Annotated in this window: 17 protein-coding genes; 11 read left to right on the top strand and 6 right to left on the bottom strand. The window is 68.0% G+C overall.

Annotation, left to right across the window (positions count from 1 at the left end):
• Window positions 1–72 precede the first annotated feature (72 nt).
• The 3 genes from AC4ELS_RS08940 to AC4ELS_RS08930 all read left to right on the top strand — a co-directional run bounded on the left by AC4ELS_RS08940 (window position 73) and on the right by AC4ELS_RS08930 (window position 3,386).
• Entirely contained in the window at window positions 73–1,053 is a 981-nt protein-coding gene (locus tag AC4ELS_RS08940; protein WP_448446974.1) for an NAD(P)H-dependent glycerol-3-phosphate dehydrogenase, read from the top strand.
• A 31-nt stretch (window positions 1,054–1,084) separates the two neighbouring features.
• Entirely contained in the window at window positions 1,085–2,191 is a 1,107-nt protein-coding gene (locus AC4ELS_RS08935) for a cystathionine gamma-lyase (protein ID WP_064881859.1), read from the top strand.
• 61 nt (window positions 2,192–2,252) lie between these two features.
• Entirely contained in the window at window positions 2,253–3,386 is a 1,134-nt protein-coding gene (locus AC4ELS_RS08930) for a D-alanine--D-alanine ligase family protein (protein ID WP_448446882.1), read from the top strand.
• Between the two features lie 2 nt (window positions 3,387–3,388).
• On the opposite strand, the gene AC4ELS_RS08925 is transcribed toward AC4ELS_RS08930, so the two are convergent.
• Window positions 3,389–3,952 (bottom strand): DUF3515 domain-containing protein, encoded by a 564-nt coding sequence (locus AC4ELS_RS08925; protein WP_064881849.1) that lies wholly within the window; start codon window positions 3,950–3,952, stop codon window positions 3,389–3,391.
• Window positions 3,953–3,962: 10 nt separating this feature from the next.
• Window positions 3,963–4,205 carry an Lrp/AsnC family transcriptional regulator gene (locus AC4ELS_RS08920; RefSeq protein ID WP_064960685.1) on the bottom strand — a complete coding sequence of 81 codons (243 nt, stop codon included), beginning with the start codon at window positions 4,203–4,205 and terminating at the stop codon, window positions 3,963–3,965.
• Window positions 4,206–4,313: 108 nt separating this feature from the next.
• Between AC4ELS_RS08920 and AC4ELS_RS08915 the strand changes: the two genes are divergently transcribed.
• Both AC4ELS_RS08915 and AC4ELS_RS08910 read left to right on the top strand, forming a co-directional pair.
• A complete protein-coding gene (locus AC4ELS_RS08915) occupies window positions 4,314–5,306 on the top strand; it encodes a thiamine-phosphate kinase (protein WP_499046810.1) in 993 nt (330 codons plus the stop codon).
• Window positions 5,307–5,330: 24 nt separating this feature from the next.
• Window positions 5,331–6,014 carry a uracil-DNA glycosylase gene (locus AC4ELS_RS08910; protein WP_064881841.1) on the top strand — a complete coding sequence of 228 codons (684 nt, stop codon included), beginning with the start codon at window positions 5,331–5,333 and terminating at the stop codon, window positions 6,012–6,014.
• A gap of 5 nt (window positions 6,015–6,019) precedes the next feature.
• Here the strand turns inward: AC4ELS_RS08910 and AC4ELS_RS08905 are convergent, their stop codons facing one another.
• A complete protein-coding gene (locus tag AC4ELS_RS08905; RefSeq protein WP_131812738.1) occupies window positions 6,020–6,382 on the bottom strand; it encodes a hypothetical protein in 363 nt (120 codons plus the stop codon).
• A 70-nt stretch (window positions 6,383–6,452) separates the two neighbouring features.
• Window positions 6,453–6,647: a 50S ribosomal protein L28 gene (gene rpmB, locus AC4ELS_RS08900; RefSeq protein WP_003881125.1), complete on the bottom strand. Its 195-nt coding sequence runs from the start codon at window positions 6,645–6,647 to the stop codon at window positions 6,453–6,455.
• Window positions 6,648–6,904: 257 nt separating this feature from the next.
• Here rpmB and fakA point away from each other — a divergent pair, with 257 nt between their 5' ends.
• The 3 genes from fakA to AC4ELS_RS08885 are packed head-to-tail and all read left to right on the top strand — an operon-like array spanning window position 6,905 to window position 11,483.
• Window positions 6,905–8,530, top strand: a complete 1,626-nt coding sequence (gene fakA / locus AC4ELS_RS08895; RefSeq protein WP_498883009.1) for a fatty acid kinase ATP-binding subunit FakA — start codon at window positions 6,905–6,907, stop codon at window positions 8,528–8,530.
• On the top strand, window positions 8,530–10,779 hold the full coding sequence (gene recG, locus AC4ELS_RS08890; protein WP_463790243.1) for an ATP-dependent DNA helicase RecG: 2,250 nt from the start codon (window positions 8,530–8,532) through the stop codon (window positions 10,777–10,779). The genes fakA and recG overlap by 1 nt, the downstream gene beginning before the upstream one ends.
• Window positions 10,776–11,483, top strand: coding sequence for an HNH endonuclease family protein (locus tag AC4ELS_RS08885; RefSeq protein WP_498883008.1), 708 nt, complete (start codon window positions 10,776–10,778; stop codon window positions 11,481–11,483). Before recG ends, AC4ELS_RS08885 begins: the two co-directional genes overlap by 4 nt.
• On the opposite strand, the gene AC4ELS_RS08880 is transcribed toward AC4ELS_RS08885, so the two are convergent.
• Window positions 11,480–12,322, bottom strand: coding sequence for an aldo/keto reductase (locus AC4ELS_RS08880; RefSeq protein ID WP_498883007.1), 843 nt, complete (start codon window positions 12,320–12,322; stop codon window positions 11,480–11,482). The two genes, AC4ELS_RS08885 and AC4ELS_RS08880, sit on opposite strands and share 4 nt — an antisense overlap.
• Window positions 12,323–12,327: 5 nt before the next feature.
• Window positions 12,328–13,155, bottom strand: coding sequence for an aldo/keto reductase (locus AC4ELS_RS08875; protein ID WP_499047000.1), 828 nt, complete (start codon window positions 13,153–13,155; stop codon window positions 12,328–12,330).
• 13 nt (window positions 13,156–13,168) lie between these two features.
• Here AC4ELS_RS08875 and AC4ELS_RS08870 point away from each other — a divergent pair, with 13 nt between their 5' ends.
• The 3 genes from AC4ELS_RS08870 to AC4ELS_RS08860 are packed head-to-tail and all read left to right on the top strand — an operon-like array spanning window position 13,169 to window position 15,804.
• Window positions 13,169–14,305, top strand: coding sequence for an alpha/beta hydrolase (locus AC4ELS_RS08870; RefSeq protein ID WP_448446872.1), 1,137 nt, complete (start codon window positions 13,169–13,171; stop codon window positions 14,303–14,305).
• A 27-nt stretch (window positions 14,306–14,332) separates the two neighbouring features.
• Window positions 14,333–15,172 (top strand): DsbA family protein, encoded by an 840-nt coding sequence (locus AC4ELS_RS08865; protein ID WP_448457044.1) that lies wholly within the window; start codon window positions 14,333–14,335, stop codon window positions 15,170–15,172.
• Window positions 15,169–15,804 (top strand): vitamin K epoxide reductase family protein, encoded by a 636-nt coding sequence (locus tag AC4ELS_RS08860; RefSeq protein ID WP_448446868.1) that lies wholly within the window; start codon window positions 15,169–15,171, stop codon window positions 15,802–15,804. Before AC4ELS_RS08865 ends, AC4ELS_RS08860 begins: the two co-directional genes overlap by 4 nt.
• The last annotated feature ends 27 nt before the right edge of the window (window positions 15,805–15,831 follow it).

The raw sequence follows: 15,831 nt of genomic DNA, 5'->3' as shown, positions 1-15,831 counted from the left end.
TGCCAGCCCGGCCGGTGACGGCGCGTGGCGCAGCCGCCGGGATAGGGTGAACGGGTGGTAGAGGCTGCGGTGATGGGTGCCGGTGCGTGGGGGACGGCGCTGGCCAAGGTGCTGGCGGATGCGGGAAATCCGGTGACGATGTGGGCCCGTCGGCCGGAGGTCGCCGAGGAGATCAACACCGATCATCGCAATAGTCGGTATCTCGGCGATGTCGTGCTGCCGTCGACGATCCGGGCCACTTCCGATCCGGCCGAGGCGCTGGCGGGCGCCTGCACCGTGCTGCTCGGTGTGCCTGCTCAGCAGCTGCGGGCGAACCTGGAGGGTTGGAAGCACCTGATCGGTGACGACGTCACCCTGGTCAGTCTGGCCAAGGGAATTGAGCTCGGCTCACTCATGCGGATGAGTCAGGTCATTGTGCAGGTGACCGGCGTCGATCCGTCCCGGGTCGCCGTCGTGACCGGGCCGAACCTGGCCAGTGAGATCGCCGACGAGCAGCCCGCGGCGACCGTCGTCGCCTGTAGTGACTCGGGACGCGCGGTCGCGCTGCAGCGCGCACTGGCCACCGGATACTTCCGCCCCTACACCAACGCCGACGTGGTCGGCGCGGAAGTCGGCGGCGCCTGCAAGAACGTCATCGCGCTGGCCTGCGGTATGGCGGTGGGCGTCGGGCTGGGGGAGAACACCGTGGCCGCGATCATCACCCGCGGCCTGGCCGAGGTCATGCGGCTGGGTATCGCGCTGGGCGCCACCCCCGCCACGCTGGCCGGTTTGGCCGGCGTCGGAGACCTCGTGGCCACCTGTACGTCCCGGCATTCGCGTAACCGCACGTTCGGCGAGCGGCTCGGCAAGGGCGGCACCATGGAATCGGCGATGATCGCGGGAGGCGGCCACGTGGCCGAGGGAGTGGCCTCGTGTGAATCCGTGCTGGCGCTGGCGTCCAGCTACGGCGTCGAGATGCCGTTGACCGACGCCGTTTATCGGGTGTGTCACAAGGGATTGTCTGTTCACGAGGCAGTCGCGGGACTACTGGGTCGCAGCACCAAACCGGAGTGACGGGCCTCCGGGTGCGAGGAGGAAAGCAGGTATGGACGGCTTGTACGGGGATTCCACGCGGAGCGTCAAAGCTGTTGGTCTGGAATCGGTTCCAGGCCAGCCGGTGGCGCCGATCCCGGTGCCTGCGTCGACGTTTCATCTCTCGCCCGACGAAACCGAGCCGCTGGACAGCTACGGCCGCAGCTCCAACCCGTCATGGCGGCAGCTGGAAGCGGCGCTGGCCGAACTGGAGGGTGCCGGAGCTGCACTCACATTCGGGTCGGGCATGGCCGCGATCACCTCGGCGCTTCGGGTGCTGGCCAAACCGGGAACCACGCTCGTGGTCCCCGCCGACGGCTACTACCAGGTTCGTCGTTATGCAATGGAATACCTTGCGCCACAGGGTATTACGGTAATCGAGGCAAGTGTCGCCGAGATGTGTGAGGCGGCCGCTCAAGCCGACGTGGTGCTTGCCGAGACGCCGGCAAACCCGGGGCTCGACGTCGTCGATCTGCACCGGTTGGCGATCACGTGCCGCAGTCGCGGCTCCACCCTCGTCGTCGACAACACCACCGCCACACCGCTGGGTCAACAACCACTTTCGCTCGGCGCCGACCTGGTGGTGGCCAGTGCCACCAAATCACTGTCGGGACACAGCGACCTGGTGGCCGGCTACGTGGCGGGCAGCCAGCCCGAGCTGATGGCCGCGGTGGAGCGCGACCGGCTGCTGGCCGGGCCGATCCTGGGTGCGTTCGAGGCGTGGTTGGTACTGCGCAGCCTCGGCAGTGCCGGACTGCGCTTCGAACGGCAGTGCCAGAACGCCGCAGCCCTGGCGGTGATGCTGCGCAGCCATCCGGCGGTGCGCTCGGTGCGTTATCCGGGGTTGCCCGAAGATCCGGCACACGAACTGGCGGCCACCCAGATGAGACGTTTCGGCGGATTGGTGTCGATCGAGCTGGCCGATGCCGCCGCCGTGCACGCCTTGGTGGAGCGCAGCACGTTGCTCATCGCCTCGACCAGCTTCGGCGGAATCCACACCTCGGTCGACCGCAGGGCACGCTGGGGCGACCCCGTTCCCGCCGGTTTCGCCCGCATCTCGGCCGGGATCGAGGACACCGACGACCTGCTCGCCGATGTCGAGCAGGCGTTGCAGCGATGAAGGCCCTGGTCGGGATGCACCGGAAGGCAGGTCCGGACCGGGACGGTAGCCTCTCTAGGTTGTGACAGCCCGCAACCAGACCGGATCCCGCACCCGCGTCGCCGTCGTCTACGGCGGGCGTAGCTCTGAGCACGCGATTTCCTGCGTATCGGCAGGCAGCATCCTGCGCAACCTCGACCCGGAGCGGTTCGAGGTCGTCGCCGTCGGGATCACCCCCGACGGTTCGTGGGTGTTGACCGACGGAAGCCCCGAGACCCTCGCAATCACCGACGGCCGGCTTCCCGAGGTGACCGAGACGTCCGGTACCGAGCTGGCGCTGCCCGCCGCCCCGAACCGCAGTGGGCAGCTGCTGGCGCTGAGCAATGGTCCCGGTGAACTTTTGGCCGCCGTCGATGTCGTCTTTCCGGTGCTGCACGGCCCGTACGGCGAGGACGGCACCATCCAGGGACTGCTGGAGTTGGCCGGGATTCCGTACGTGGGCTCCGGCGTGCTGTCCAGCGCAGCCGGTATGGACAAGGAGTTCACCAAGAAGCTGCTCGTCGCCGAGGGGCTGCCGATCGGCGACTTCGTGGTGTTGCGTCCCAGACCCGACGGTTCCGTTCCGACCCTCGATCTGGAGGACCGCGAGCGCCTCGGCCTGCCGGTGTTCGTCAAGCCTTCTCGGGGTGGCTCTTCGATCGGCGTCAGTCGGGTGTCGACATGGGATGAGCTGCCCGCGGCGATCGAACTCGCGCGGCGCCACGACCCCAAGGTCATCGTCGAGGCCGCGATTCCTGGCCGCGAACTGGAATGCGGTGTACTCGAATTCCCCGACGGCAGCATCGAGGCGAGCACCGTGGGCGAGATCCGGGTGGCCGGCGTGCGCGGACGCGAGGACGGCTTCTACGACTTCGCCACCAAATACCTCGTAGATGCAGCCGAATTGGACGTACCGGCCAAGGTCGACGACGACATCTCCGACGAGGTCCGCCGGTTGGCGGTGCGTGCCTTCACCGCGATCGACTGCCAGGGGTTGGCCCGCGTCGACTTCTTCCTGACCGACGACGGCCCGGTGATCAACGAGATCAACACGATGCCGGGGTTCACCACCATCTCGATGTTCCCGCGGATGTGGGCAGCCAGCGGCGTCGACTACCCGACATTGCTGACCGCGATGGTCGAGACCGCGCTGGCACGCGGGACCGGCCTGCGCTGACCTCAGCGCGCCGGAGCCGGTGCCGGCTCCTGCGCGGACATGGTGCGGGCGATCTGACCTGAGATCTGCTGAATGGGTGTCGGCCCCGACCCGGCGGGCAGGGTCAGCGCGACGTACACCGGGCGGTCGACCGCGTACCAGGTGCTGCGGCCCTGATCATCGGTGGCCGGTCCCGATTCGCCCACTCGGAACCACTGGATCTCGTCGACCACCTGCAGGGGCGTGCCGACGACGAAATCGGTGGGGCGCTCCAGCCCGCAGCGCAGGACGACCGGCTCGGTGTCGGGCTCGGCACGCCAGGCCGCGGTGCCCGGCGGGGTGGGGTCCACCGTCGGGGCACGACGGAAATCGCCGAGCTGCTGGGGTAGTGCGTTCAGGAGGTCGTGGCACTGCTGGCTGTCGGCCTGCGGTGCCGGTATCGACGGAATGGCGACGGGTTGCTGTTCGGGTGAGCGCTGCCGGGACGCCGCGATACCGAGGACGGTGATCAGCACCGAGACCGCAACGACGACCGCTGCGATCAGCAGGGTGCGGGGCGGTCCGTCGGCGGCGGGCGAGTCGGTCACACCACCAACTCTATGGCCGGCCGGTGTCGGCGATCGGGCAGGTCAGGGTCCGGGTGATTCCGGGTACCTGTTGCACCGCAGGCACCACGTCGGACTGCAGCTCGGCCAAGGTGTCGGCACTGACCCGCAAGACCACGTCATAGGGTCCGGTCACGTATTCCGCGGAGACCACACCCGGAAGGCCGGCGAGCTGTTTGGCGACGACTTCGGCGCGGCCCACCTCCGTCTGGATCAGCACGTAAGCCTCCACCACCGGCTGTCTCCTTGATCTCGCTGCATAAACTGCTGGCCGCAGGCACCAAACGTACCGCAGGTCGGGTCCGGTTTCTTCCGGCGCGTCGGCCGACCGGCAGGAGGCGACATGACCGGCAAGACGATCGGCGACGATCCCGGAGACGACGACGGCGACACCCTGGCGTCCGCCGGGGAATTCGTCGTCATCGACCGTCTGGTGGCCGGGCGCGCGCAAGCCGAGGCCGTGACGCTGGGCCCTGGTGACGATGCCGCCGTGGTGACGGTGTCCGACGGCCGCACCGTCGTCTCTACCGACATGCTGGTGCAGGACCGCCACTTTCGGCTCGACTGGTCAACGCCGCACGATATCGGGCGAAAAGCCATCGCTCAGAACGCCTCCGACATCGAGGCGATGGGTGGGCGGGCCACCGCATTCGTGGTGGCGTTCGGAGCACCGTCCGATACTCCCGTCACGGCGGCGAAGGAAGTGTCCGACGGACTGTGGGCTGAGGCACGTGCGCTGGGTGCCAGCATTGCCGGTGGCGATCTGGTCAGTGCCCCGCTGTGGGTGATATCTGTCACGGTGCTCGGTGATCTCGGCGGCCGGGAACCGGTGCGCCGCAGCGGCGCCCGAGTCGGCGACACCGTCGCGGTGGCGGGTGACTTGGGCCGCTCGGCAGCGGGCTTCGCGCTGTGGGAGCGCGGCATCGACGGACAGGACGGCTTCGCCGAGTTGCGGCAGCGTCACCTGACCCCGCACCCGCCGTACGGCCAGGGCGCCCGCGCGGCCGACGCCGGGGCCACCGCGATGACCGATGTCTCCGACGGCCTGCTCGCCGACCTGGGTCATATCGCGACGGCTTCCGGCGTCGGCATCGACCTGGACCGCGGCCTTCTCGATGCCGACCGCCTCGCGGTCACCGATGCCGCCACGGCGGTGGGAGCCGACCCGTGGGAGTGGGTGCTCGGCGGTGGTGAGGACCACGCGCTGGCCGCCACTTTCCGCGGTGCGTTGCCACCCGGCTGGCGCGCCGTCGGGCGGGTGTCGGAAGGACCGGCCAGGGTGCTTGTCGACGGCGCGCCGTGGGCGGGAAACGCGGGATGGCAGTCGTTCGACTAACGGCTCACGCTAAGTTGGCTTTCCGTGACTCCACGCCCCCTGAATGAACTTGTCGAGGACGGATGGGCCCGCGCGCTCGCGCCGGTGGAAACGCATGTCGCGCAGATGGGGGAGTTCCTCCGGGACGAGCTCACCGAGGGCAGACGTTATCTGCCTTCGGGCCAAAATGTTCTGCGTGCCTTCACCTTTCCCTTCGACCAGGTACGCGTGCTGATCGTCGGTCAGGACCCCTACCCGACGCCGGGGCATGCTGTCGGTCTCAGTTTCTCGGTGGGCGCCGATGTCCGTCCGCTGCCTCGCAGCCTGTCGAACATCTTCAGCGAGTATTCCGAGGATCTCGGTTACCCGCAACCGGCCAACGGTGACCTCACCCCATGGGCGCAACAGGGCGTGATGCTGCTCAACAGGGTGCTGACGGTGTCACCGGGCACTCCGGCCTCGCACCGGGGCAAGGGCTGGGAAGCGGTGACGGAGTGCGCGATCCGGGCGCTCGTCGCACGCGAGCAGCCGATGGTGGCGGTGTTGTGGGGTCGTGATGCCTCGACGCTCAAACCGCTCCTGGCCGAAGGTGACTGCGCGACGATCGAATCGCCGCACCCGTCGCCGCTGTCGGCGTCGCGGGGATTCTTCGGGTCACGCCCGTTCAGCCGGGCCAACGAACTGCTGCAGCAGAAAGGCGCCGACCCGATCGACTGGCGGCTGCCCTGACCCGGTCAGGGCATGGGGATGGCCGGCGGCGCGGGAATCGCCGGCGGCGCCGGGATCGGCGGGGGCGAGGGGATACCCGGTGAGGGAATCTGGACTGTCATGTCGCCGTCACCGCCGCCGTTGCCCGGAGGAGCGGGCATCTCAGCCGACGGTGACGCAGGTGCAGGCGATACCGGAGTTTCGATGACGGTGGTCTCGGTATGGGTCGCCGGACCCTCCGAGGTCACCGGCGCCTCCGTCGTCGTGGGAGTCTCCGAGGTGGTGTTGCCATCGGAACTGGTGCCGCCGCACGCGGACAGCACGAGACCGGCCGCGACTGCGGCCGCAAATGCACAGAGCGGTGAGCGCGATGCGCGACAAGAGGTCATGACGACAGGAGGTACCCTGCCGTGTCCTCAGATAAACAACAGCGTCGCGCACCGGATCAGGCGCGCGTGACTAGCCGCGCGAGACCTTGCCGGCCTTGATGCAGGAGGTGCAGGCGTTCACGCGCTGCTTGTTGCCACCCGGACGTGCCACGGCACGCACCGACTGGATGTTCGGATCCCAGCGCCGGCTGGTCCGCCGATGCGAGTGCGACACCGACTTGCCGAAGCCCGGGGCCTTTCCGCAGATATCGCACACGGCAGCCATATCAACAACTCCTCGAAATCAGTACTTGGGGGGCTGGGCCCGCTCGCCGCAAACGGCGGGGCTCGACCCGACAACCTGATCAGAATACCGGGAGGCCAGAGGATCGCCAAAACGGCTCGTGAACACGGCTCCAGGTTGTCCACAGCCGGCGATGCTCTGATCGGGTTTGTCGCTGTCACTGGATAGGCTGGTGACCACGGCGGTGACGGCGCCGCACGGGGGAATCTGTGCGGATCTGATGGGGATTGGGAGGTCCGATGTCGGCTCGGCGGTTGGATGCCCCCGCTCTGCGGGCTTGGGCGCATACCGCCGTCGATGAGCTGATCGTCCACACCGATGAGATCAACCGGCTCAACGTGTTCCCGGTGGCTGATGCCGATACCGGCACAAACATGCTGTTCACGATGCGTTCGGCGTGGGCGCACGTAGACGGCGAGCCGGCCGATGCCGACATCACGGCAGTGGCGAGCGCGTTGGCGGCCGGAGCGCTGCAGGGGGCCCGCGGCAACTCCGGGGTGATCCTGTCCCAGATTCTGCTCGGCCTGGCCGAGGTCATCACCACCGCCGCGGCCCGGCGTGACGGTGCCCTCTCCGCGGTGGACGGCGCGCTGCTCGGGGAGGCGTTGCGCCATGCCGCCGTCCTGGCCGTCACCTCGATGGGTGAGCCCGTGCCGGGGACCATCGTGTCCGTCCTGCAGGCGGCCGCCGAGGCCGGCGAGCACTGCGCGGCTACCGGCGGCGACGTCGCCGATGTGGCGGCCGCCGCCGGCGAGGCCGCCTCGGCAGCCCTCGACCGCACCCCGGAACAGCTCGACGTGCTCGCCAAGGCAGGGGTGGTCGATTCCGGAGGTCGGGGCCTGCTCGTGCTGTTGGACGCGATGACAACCACCCTGGCCGGCCACGCGCCGCGCCGGCCGGTCTACACCCCGGCCTCGCCGCAGGTGGCGCTGGCGGCCGCGGCGGCACCACCGCAGTTCGAGGTGATGTATCTCCTGAGTGGGTGCGGCGCGTCTGCAGTCGAGGGGCTGCGGGCAGCGTTGGAACAGATGGGTGAGTCGGTCGCCATCGCCACATCCGGCAGCGATCAGTACTCGGTGCACGTCCACCTCGACGATGCCGGCGCCGCGGTCGAGGCCGGGTTGGCGGTGGGGTCGCTGAACCGCATTCAGATCACCGCGCTGACCGTCGCTGCGGGCGCCAGGCCTGCCGGTGGATGGACCCGCGAGCGGGCTGTGCTGGCCGTTGTGGACGGGGACGGCGGCGTCGAACTGTTCGCCGGTGAGGGTGCGCAGGTGTTGCGGCCCGAAGCGGGCGAGCCGATCAATGCGCAGCAGCTGTTGCGTGCCCTGATCGATGTGGGGGCGGCCCAGGTGATGGTGTTGCCCAACGGGTATGTCGCCGCCGAGGAGCTCGTGGCGGGCTGCACCGCCGCGATCGGTTGGGGCATCGACGTGGTGCCGGTGCCGGCCGGTTCGATGGTGCAGGGGTTGGCGGCGCTGGCCGTCCACGACGAGGGACGGCAAGCCGTCGACGACGGGTACACCATGGCGCGTGCCGCTGCTGGGGCGCGGCACGGCGCGGTGCGGATCGCCACCGAGGAGGCGTTGACCTGGGCGGGCACCTGCAAGCCGGGTGACGGGCTCGGCATCGCCGGCGACGAGGTCCTGATCGTCGGGTCTGATCTCACCTCCGCGGCCGCAGGGTTGATCGATCTGATGATGGTGGCCGGCGGAGAGCTGATCACGGTACTGACCGGCGACGGCGTGGACGATGAGGTCGGGAAGGCGCTGCAGGCCCACGTCCACCGCGCGCACCTCGGCGCGGAGTTGGTGACGTATCACACGGGCCACCGCGGTGACGCCCTGCTGATCGGGGTCGAGTAGTGGTCGGTCTCGGCGAACGCCTCGAGTTCGTGATCGGAAAGAAGAACGCGGACAAGCTCAATGCCAATTTCGGTCTCCGCACGGTCAACGACCTGCTGCGTCATTACCCGCGCAAGTACAGCGACGGGATGACGGTGCGTGGGGAGGGGGAGGCGCTCGATCTGGAAGAGGGTGAGCACGTCACCTTCATCGACGTGGTGACGAAGGCGGAGATCGGTGAGATGCGGTCGACCGTGCGCACCAAATCCGGCGGCACCCGGCGGGCCAAGTACCTGCGGGTGGCCCTGGGGAATCATCGGCCGGCGGTGACAGCCACCTTCTTCAACGCCGGTTGGATGGTGGACAAGGTGGAGAAGGACACCCGCCTGATGCTGTCCGGCGAGGTCAAGTACTTCCGCAACACCCTCCAGTTGAACCATCCCGCCTTCCTGGTGCTCAATCCGCCGCCCGGCAAGCAGATCGGCACCAAGTCGCTGACCACCATCGCGTCGGCATCGGGTGCCAGCGGTGAGGAGATGCTGGCCGAGTTCGAGCGGGACTTCTTCCCGATCTATCCCGCGTCGGCCAAGGTGCAGAGCTGGGACATCTACGCGTGCGTGCGCCAGACCCTCGACATGCTCGACCCGGTCCCGGATCCTTTGCCGGAAGACTTTGTCCGCCAACACAATCTGATGTCCGAGGATGAGGCGTTGCGGGCCATTCACCTGGCCGAGAACACGACTGCGCGCGAGCGTGCCAGCGAGCGGCTGACTTACGACGAAGCGATCGGGCTGCAGTGGGGGCTGGTGGCCCGGCGCTACAGCGAGCTGAGTGAATCCGGTCCTGCCGCACCGCGAACCGACGGCGGACTGGCGGCCGCCCTGCGCAATAGGCTGCCGTTCGAGCTGACCACCGGACAGTCCGAGGTGTTGGAGGTGATCTCTGACGAACTGGCCTCGACGCGGCCCATGAACCGGATGTTGCAGGGCGAGGTGGGCTCGGGCAAGACCATCGTGTCGGTCCTGGCGATGCTGCAGATGGTCGACGCGGGCTATCAGTGCGCGCTACTGGCACCCACCGAAGTGCTTGCCGCCCAACATGCCCGATCGATACGTGACGTGCTCGGGCCGCTGGCCATGGCGGGTCAACTCGGTGGCGCCGAGGGTGCGACCGGGGTCGCGCTGCTCACCGGCTCCATGACGGCGCCGCAGAAGCGTGCCGTGCGCGAAGAGGTGGCGTCCGGGCGAGCCGGCATCGTCGTCGGCACCCACGCCCTGCTGCAGGAGGCGGTCGAGTTTCACAATTTGGGCATGGTGGTCGTCGACGAGCAGCACCGGTTCGGGGTCGAGCAGCGGGATACGTTGCGCGCCAAGGCTCGTGACGGGCTGACGCCGCACCTTCTGGTGATGACGGCCACACCGATTCCCCGTACCGTCGCGCTCACGGTGTACGGCGATCTGGAGACCTCGACGCTGCGCGAGCTGCCCCGGGGCCGTCAACCCATCACCACCAACACGATTTTCATCTCGCAGAAGCCTTCCTGGCTGGACCGGGCCTGGGCCCGTATCCGGGAGGAGGTGGCCGCGGGGCGCCAGGCCTATGTGGTCGCCTCACGCATCGACGAGTCCGACAAGCCCGGCGACAAGGGCGAAGGGCGCGGCGGGCCGCCGCCGGTCACGGTGGTCGACCTCTTCGACCGCCTGAGCGCGGGCCCGCTGTCCGGATTGCGGCTCGGCCTGATGCACGGCCGGCTGTCCGGTGACGAGAAGGATGCGGTGATGGGCCTGTTCCGGGCCGGCGAGATCGACGTGCTGGTGTGTACCACCGTCATCGAGGTCGGCGTCGACGTGCCCAACTCCACGATGATGGTGGTGATGGACGCCGACCGGTTCGGCATCAGCCAGCTTCATCAGCTGCGCGGCCGCATCGGCCGCGGGCAGCACCCCAGCTTGTGCCTGCTGGCCACCCGGTTGCCGGAGACGTCCAAGGCCGGTGAACGGATCAAGGCCGTTGCGGCGACCTTGGACGGATTCGCCCTGGCTGATCTGGATCTCGACGAGCGACGCGAGGGAGATGTGCTGGGCCTCAACCAGTCCGGGCGCACCATCAATCTGCGTTTCCTGTCCCTGCGGGACCATCTCGAAGTGATCCAGGAGGCCCGGGCATTCGCTGAGCAGCGTTACGCACAGAATCCGCATGATCCCGGGATGGACCTGCTGGCAGCGCAATTCGTGAACACCGATCGCGTCGAGTACCTGGACAAGGCATGACCCGCCGCCGGATGTGGTGGCTGGCTGCAGCCGTCGCACTCGCGGTGGTCGTCGCCATCCAGGTGACCTTGGCAACGCAACGCTCCGCCCGGTTCACCGCTCAGGCGCAACCGCCCAGCGTGGCCGCCGGGGTCGATCTGTTGGCCGGAGTGCCCGAAGTACCGGTACGGGTGCGTGGCAACGACTATCGCCGCGCGGCATTCGGCGAGTCGTGGGACGACGACAACAGCGCGCCCGGTGGCCACAACGGCTGCGACACCCGCAACGACATTCTCAATCGCGACCTCGTCGACAAGACGTTCGTCGCGATCAAACGGTGTCCGACCGCCGTGGCGACCGGCACGCTGCACGACCCGTACACGAACGCGGTGGTGTCCTTCGTCCGTGGCAATCAGACCGGGGCCTCGGTGCAGATCGATCACATCGTGCCGCTGGCGTTGGCCTGGGACCTGGGCGCGCGGGACTGGCCCGACGACCTTCGGCTGCGGTTCGCCAACGACCCGGCGAACCTGCTGGCGGTAGCGGGTAAACCCAACCAGGACAAGAGCGATCAGGAACCGGCCCACTGGATGCCGCCCAATCGGGCGTTCTGGTGTCAGTACGCGGTGCAGTTCGTCGAGGTGTTGCGCGGCTACGCGCTGGCGGTCGACACCGCTTCGGCCGGGGTCTTGCGTGAGGCCGCCGGGACCTGCCCCACGGGCTAGCCCGTGAAGGTCGCCGGGTCGGGCCGGAACCGGGTGCCATTATCGAGGCTGCTGAGGCTGTCCATCTGCTCGGCGGTCAACTCGAAGCCGAACACGTCGAGATTGGAGGCGATCCGCTCGGGGTCGGTCGAGCGCGAGATCACGCTGTTGCCCAACTGGATGCTCCAGCGGATCAGCACCTGCGCCGGCGTCCTGCCGTGTGCCTCGGCGATGGCCGTGACGGCCGGGTTGTCGAGCAGGTTGCCGACGCCCAACGGGCTGTAGGCCTGCGTGGTGACGTTGTACTGGGCGTTGGCGGCACGCCAGGCACTCTGGTTGAGCAGCGGGTGCAGCTCGATCTGGTTGACCGCAGGAGCGACGAAGGTCAGGTCGACGATCGTCGACAGGTTCTCGGGGCTGAAGTTGGAGACACCGGTGGAACGGGCCAGCCCGGCCTGCTTGAGCGCCATCAGCCCACCCCAGCTGTCGACGTACTTGCCGACGTCGTTGCCCGGCCAATGAATCAGGTACAGGTCCACGTAATCCAGGCCGAGCCGCTCCAGGCTGGCCCGCCCGGCGTCCTGGGACGACGTGAAGCCGTGATCCGTGATGGCCAGCTTGGTGGTGACCGAGATCTCCTCGCGCGGAATCCCCGAGGCCGCGATGGCCCGGCCGACGCCTGCCTCATTGCCATAGGCGGCCGCGGTGTCGATCAGGCGGTGACCGGCCTCAAGGGCCGCCGACACCACGCGCTCCGCCTCGGAATCCGAGAGTCCGCCGACACCCAGGCCGACAACCGGGATCGTGCGGTCGTCGTTGAGCGTGACGGTGGGAATCGCAGCCCCGTCGGAGGAGGTCATGGCACCTATCCTGTGAAGTTGAAGGTTCGGGGGTCGGGTCCCAGGCGAGTGTCCGTCTCCAGCGAGGCGATGGCCGACATATCCGACTCGTTCAGATCGAAATCGAACACGTCGAAATTGCTCACAATCCGCTCGGGGTTCACCGACTTGGGGATGACGATATTACCCAGATGTATATGCCACCTAATCAGTACCTGTGCGGGCGTTTTACCATGCCGTTCGGCGATGCCGGTGATCACCGGATCGGTGAGCAGTGAACCCTGGCCCAGCGGGCTCCACGCCTCGGTGGCGATGCCCAATCTGGCGTGTACCTCGCGCAGCTCGTGTTGCGGTAGCAGCGGGTGCAACTCGATCTGATTGACCGCGGGCACGATGCCGGTGGCGTCGATCAGCACGTCCAGGTGTTCGGGGGCGAAGTTGCTCACCCCGATTGACCGGATCCGGCCCTGATCACGCAGGTGTGCGAAGGCCTTGAAGGTGTCGACGTAGGCATTGTTGGCCGGTACCGGCCAGTGGATCAGATAAAGGTCGAGGTAGTCGACGCCGAGCCGCTCCAGGCTCGCGTCGAACGCGGCCAGCGTCGAGTCGTATCCCTGATCGCTGTTCCACAGCTTGGTCACCAGGAACACGTCTTCGCGGGGGACCCCGGAGTCAACCAGGCCCCGGCCGGTTTCGGCCTCGTTGCGGTACGCGGCTGCGGTGTCGATGTGCCGATAGCCTGCCTGCAGGGCCGCGCTCACCGCGCGCACGGTCTCCTCGGCAGGGGTCTGCCAAACCCCCAACCCGACTTGCGGTACCGAATTACCGTCGTTCAGCGTGACACGAGGACTCACAGAGGGAGCAGCCATGACTGAAAGTCTGCCAGGCGGGCCGGCCCAGGGTGGACCTGGTGGCCACAGCCGGGACACGGTCAGACAGGCGGTGCTCGAGCGGGCGACCAAGTTCACCCTGGCCGCGATCCCGCGGATTTCCGACCGGACCAAGCGACTGCTGCTGGGCGGACGTTCGGTGGTGGTCGACGGCAACACCCTGGACACCACGCTCCAATTCACCCTGGCCGCGCAGCGTGCGGCCGGGGTCGGAGGCCTGGTCGCCGATTACAGCGCGGAGTCCGGCGTCGCGGTTTCGCGAGCCGCGCTGCGGGCCACCGCAGCCATGATGACGGCACGGATCCGCGCGGATGTGACCGAGATGTCGATTCCCGGTCCGGCCGGGCCCATCCCGGCGCGACGTTACGTCCCGGACGGCACCGGGTCTCCAGGCACGTCGGCGTTGTTGCTGTACTTCCACGGCGGCGGCTTTGTCATCGGTGACCTCGACACCCACGACAATCTGTGCCGGCTGATCTGCCGGGACGGTGGAATCCAGGTCATCTCCGTCGACTACCGCCTCGCGCCCGAGCACAAGGCGCCGGCGGCCGTCGACGACGCCTACGCGGCCTACCGCTGGGCGCTCGACCATGCCGCGGGTCTGGGGGCCACGCGCATCCTCGTCGGAGGAGACAGTGCCGGCGGCAACCTGGCTGCGGTGGTGACCCAACAGGCCCGCGACTCGGAACTGCCGCTGCCCGCTCTGCAACTGCTGCTCTACCCCGTCACCGACTGGTCGAGCGAGACGAGATCCAAGACGCTGTTCTCCGACGGCTTCTTCCTGCAGAAACGCGACATGGACTGGTTTGCCGCGCACTACCTCGATGGCGCCGAGGTGGCCGCCGACGATCCAACAGTGTCACCGCTGCTGAGCGAAGATCTCACCGGCCTGCCGCCCGCGCTGGTGGTCACGGCCGGGTTCGACCCACTGCGGGACGAGGGGAACCGGTATGCGAGGGCCATGCAGGACGCCGGGGTGGTCGTGGACCTGCGCGAAGAACGGTCGATGATCCACGCGTTCGCCAACTTCTTCCCGCTGGGCGGCGGCAGTGACACTGCGACGAGCGCAATGATCTCGGCCCTGCGCGCACATCTCAGCCACGCCGAAAGCTGACCTGTCGGCGCCGGTACGCTTGTCGACGTGGCCAAACCGAAGAAGACCGCGAAGTACGACCTCAAGGCGGCTGACCGCAAGCGCAACCTGTTCATTCAGATCGGGCTGACAGCCGTTGTGGTGCTGTTCGCCGTCGGCCTGGTGCTCTACATCGTGACGACCGGCCACAAGCGTCCGGCCTCCGGGGAGGCCCGGGCCGTGCACGTGGCGGCGCCCAGCGTGATCACCAAAGAGGGCACATCTGAGCCCAAGGTGACGCTGAGCCTCTACGAGGACTTCCTGTGCCCCGCATGCGGTCATCTGGAACAGCAGTTCGGCCCGACCATCAACAAGCTCATCGACAGCGGCGCAGTGGCTGTCGACTACCACATGGTGGCGATCCTGGACAAGGCGGGCAACGGCTACTCGTCACGCGCAGGCGGTGCTGCCTACTGCGTCGCCGACGAGTCCGTCGACGCATTCCGCCGTTTCCACTCCGCGCTCTTCACTCCCGGAATCCAGCCGGAGGAGGGCAGCGGCGTCTACCCCGACAACGCCCGGATCATCGAGCTCGCCCGCCAGGCCGGCGCCGCCGGTGATGTCCCCGACTGCATCACCAAGGGTCGCTACGTGGAGATGGTGCAGGGCATGGCCGCGGCCACCGAAATCCACTCGACTCCGACCGTCAAGTTCAACGGTGAGGACTACAGCCCCACCACACCTGACGAGCTGATCGCCAAGGTCAAGGAGGTCGTCGGTGACCTCCCGGCGCTGAACGCCCCCGCTCCCGCACCGGCTGCGCCCGCTCCTGCGCCCGGCGCACCGGCCGCCCCCGCTCCTGCACCGGCGCCCGGCGCACCGGCAGCCCCCGCACCGGCCCACCCATGAGTGACGCCGCAGCGCCCGAGCTCGACGAACTCGGCGACTCCGGGGCCGAGAAGGCCCCCGGAATCGCCGTCGGCAAGCCCGCTGCGATCTGGATACTGATCGCCGGTGTCCTCGGGCTGGCGGCGGCACTGGCACTGACGGTCGAGAAGATCGAGCTGCTGATCGATCCGAGTTACGTACCGTCGTGCAGCATCAACCCGGTCATCTCCTGTGGCTCGGTGATGACCACCTGGCAGGCATCGGTCTTCGGGTTCCCCAATTCGCTGATCGGGGTGGTCGCGTTCACGGTCACCCTGGTCACGGGTGTGCTGGCGATCGCGGGCGTTCGGTTGCCGCGGTGGTACTGGGCCGGGCTGGCGGCTGGCAGCCTGCTCGGTGCGGTCATGGTGCACTGGCTGATCTTCCAGAGCCTCTACCGCATCGGGGCGCTGTGCCCGTACTGCATGGTCGTGTGGTCGGTGACGATCCCGCTGTTGGTGGTCACGAGTTCCATCGCGCTTCGACCGCTGCACACCAACGCGGTCGCCCGGGCGATCTACCAGTGGCGGTGGTCGCTGGTGGCGCTCTGGTTCACCTCACTTGTGCTGTTGATCTTGGTGCGTTTCTGGGAATACTGGTCAACGCTGCTGTAACACTTCCGAAATAACTTGTCGGTTAGG

It is taken from the genome of Mycobacterium shunyiense, from assembly GCF_058270035.1.
This window is presented reverse-complemented; position numbering and strand designations above follow the sequence as displayed.